The following is a 2794-nucleotide window of genomic DNA, read 5'->3' as shown; positions in this document are numbered from 1 at the left end:
GCGTCGGGGCCGGGCTCTCCCCGGGCGTGGGGGCCGGGTCGGCGCCGAGGAGGGTGAGACCGATGATCTCGGGGTTGTGGTCCGAGGAACGGTAGGGGTTGTCGGCCTCGACCGACAGGTGCGCGTTCATGCCCGCGCGCGAGTACTCGAAGGCGATGGACTCCTGGGCGTTGACGGCCCAGCTGGTCACCCCAGCCAGGAAGGGCTCGGCAGCGGCGTTGGCGAAGACGTGGTCGAGGGAGCCCGAACGGCCCGAATACACATAGGAGGCGGGGCCCGCGCCGGACACGCGCGCCCACCCGGCGCCTTCCAGGGCCTTGATCGGGTCCTCCTGCGAGTAGGAGTTGAAGTCGCCGACCAGCAGCGTGGGCTTGTCGGCGTAGCGCGCCGCGAAGGAGGCCAGCGCCCTGGCTTGGGCGACGCGGATCGCGTTCGCGTTGCCTTGTCCGTCTCCGTTGTCCGCGTTGCCGGCGGGTGCGCCCTCGGGCACGGAGCCCTTTGACTTGAAGTGGTTGGCGATGACCACGAAGGTGGGGGCAGCGGCGCGTTCGAGGCTCACGCGAGCGAACTCTTGGGCGAGGGGCTGGCGCGCCAGGCCCGTGAAGGCCGGGTCATCGTGGATAACGGAGGACCCGACGGGGCTGACGCGTGCGGGCTTGTAGATGAAGGCGACGCGGATGACGTCCTCGTCCGCCGGGATGATCGGCGGGGAGGGCACGTAGGCCCACGTCCCAGCCCCCGCCGCCTCGTTGAGAGCATCGACCAAGCGGGCCAGGGACGCGTCGCGGTCCGTGCCGCTCCCGACGGCGCGGGGGTTTTCGATCTCCTCCAGGGCGACCACGTCGGCCCCGAGCGCGTTGATGGCGGCGACGATCTTGGCCTGCTGGTTGGCGAAGGCCTCGCGGGAGAAGGCTCCGCGCACTTTGCACTTCTTCGCCGTCACGAAGGCACCCGTGCGGTCCGGGTATCCCGTGCACCCGGCCTCGTCGACCCCCAGGTCGGAGAAGTAGTTCAGGACGTTGAAGGTGGCGACGCGCGTGTCCCCTCCGACCGTGGGCGCCCCCGGGCGCTGCCCGGTGATGGTGACGGGCGATCGGTCGGGGTGCCCGGCGACCATGGAGGTCGGCTGGAAGACGAAGGAGCCGTGCCGGGGCTCGAGCACCACGGGCCCATCGAAGGACACATGGTAGCCGACGCGCGCGGGAGCGCCGTTTGCCAGGTACGCGTAGGGAACCTCCGTCGCCGCGCCCTTGAGCAGGTTCGTGTTCGTGCCGTCGTCAAGGGCGATCACCCGCGCGGCGTTGGCGGCCTCGTAGTCGCGGGCCGCCTGGCCGGGAGCGACCACGTCGGTCGCCGAGCGCAGCGGCTCCGGGCCAGGCGTGAGCGCCAGGGTTCCATACTGGTTCGTCTGGTAGTTGTCGGTGATCGTCCACGTGCCCTGGGGTGCGAGCAGCATAGACTCGTAGGGCTCCGCCTGACCATCCGCGGGGACGCCGGTGACCGGAGTGGGGGCCACGGCCTCACACCCGTCAACCTGCGTGAATCCTGTGGCGGACAGCTGCGTGAGGCTCTGCGGATTGCCCGTCGCAGTCGTCGCCGGGAACTCCCCGACAGTTCCGGTGACGCGCACGCACGTCCCCGGGGCCGGCACCTGGCCCTTCTTCCCCGCGTAGACGAAGAGCGCGTCCGAACTCGCGCGTCCTTCGTCCCACGCACCACCCGAGCCCGGGGTCTGGATCGTGTATCCGTCCAGGGTGGCGCCCAACCCCGATTCGGCGGCCGGGTAGGAGGCGGTCACGACGCCGAACGTGGTGACGGTGGCTCCCACCATCGCGGAGTCATCCCCCGCGCCCACGGCCTGAATATCCGGGATGGGCGTATCGACGAGGCCGGGGCCGGGTTCTCCCGATTGCGCGGCATTCTCGGGTTGGGCGGGAAGGGCAGGCTGCGCGGCTTGTGGGCCACCCGCATGGGCTGCCAGGGCGGCATCCGTGCGGCCTGCCTGCGAGGCATCGGCCCCCGATGCTTCCGCCTTGGCTGGGTGCGCGGCATCTGCCGGTGTTGTCTGGGCGCCATTCGACTGGGGCAGCGGCGTAGCGTCAGCCCGCGAGGCTTGCGGCGCAGCGGCTTGTGCGGTGTCTGATTGGGGGACCTGCGCGGCCTCTCCCTGCGTTGCTTCTATCTTGTGTGCTTCCACCGCGCCCGACTGGGTCGCTTCCACCGCGCTCGCTTGGTCGACATCGACCGCCCACGACGCGGGTACAAGCCCCATCGCGGATAGCGCGAGCGCACCGAGTACCGCTAGCGACCACGTCCCGTACTTCATCGGGATATCCTCTCAACCTCACCTCACCGTGAGGGGCCAACGAGCCCCGCGCCGCGGGCGTCTTTACCAACGGCAACACGAGTTGTGACAAGTGTAGGCGCATCCGGGCACAAATGGAACCGCGCGAGAAAATTCCCTCGCTATCCGCCCGAGAGCGGGCGGGCGTTCAGGAAGGTCACCCGTGGGCGACAAACCAGCCCCGGCCTCGTGGCACGCCCCGGCCTCGTGACCCCCAGCCCCGGCCTCGTCGCTGAGCGAACGACGGTCAGGACGCCGAATACGGGGAGACGACCACCTGGGCGCGCTGGAGGTCCTTCACCTCCGCGTACCCCGTCGAGGCCATGGTCCGCTTGAGGGCACCCACGAAGTTCAGCGATCCATCCGCACGGGTCGAAGGACCGTAGAGAATCTGCTCGAGCGTGCCCGTCGTCCCCACCCGCACGCGCTGGCCGCGCGGCATGTCCGGGT

General features: G+C 70.1%; 1 protein-coding gene and 1 pseudogene. Both read right to left on the bottom strand.

The genetic code is table 11. The annotated features are described in order from the left end of the window. Positions 1–2326: ExeM/NucH family extracellular endonuclease (locus tag HMPREF1138_RS07610; protein WP_039937454.1), on the bottom strand; the 2326-nt coding region annotated here is incomplete at its 3' end. Positions 2327–2591: 265 nt separating this feature from the next. Beyond that, positions 2592–2794: pseudogene (locus tag HMPREF1138_RS07605) on the bottom strand (GuaB3 family IMP dehydrogenase-related protein); the annotation flags it as partial.

It is taken from the genome of Actinomyces sp. ICM58, from assembly GCF_000283035.1.
In the GTDB taxonomy this organism is placed as follows: domain Bacteria; phylum Actinomycetota; class Actinomycetes; order Actinomycetales; family Actinomycetaceae; genus Pauljensenia.
This window is presented reverse-complemented; position numbering and strand designations above follow the sequence as displayed.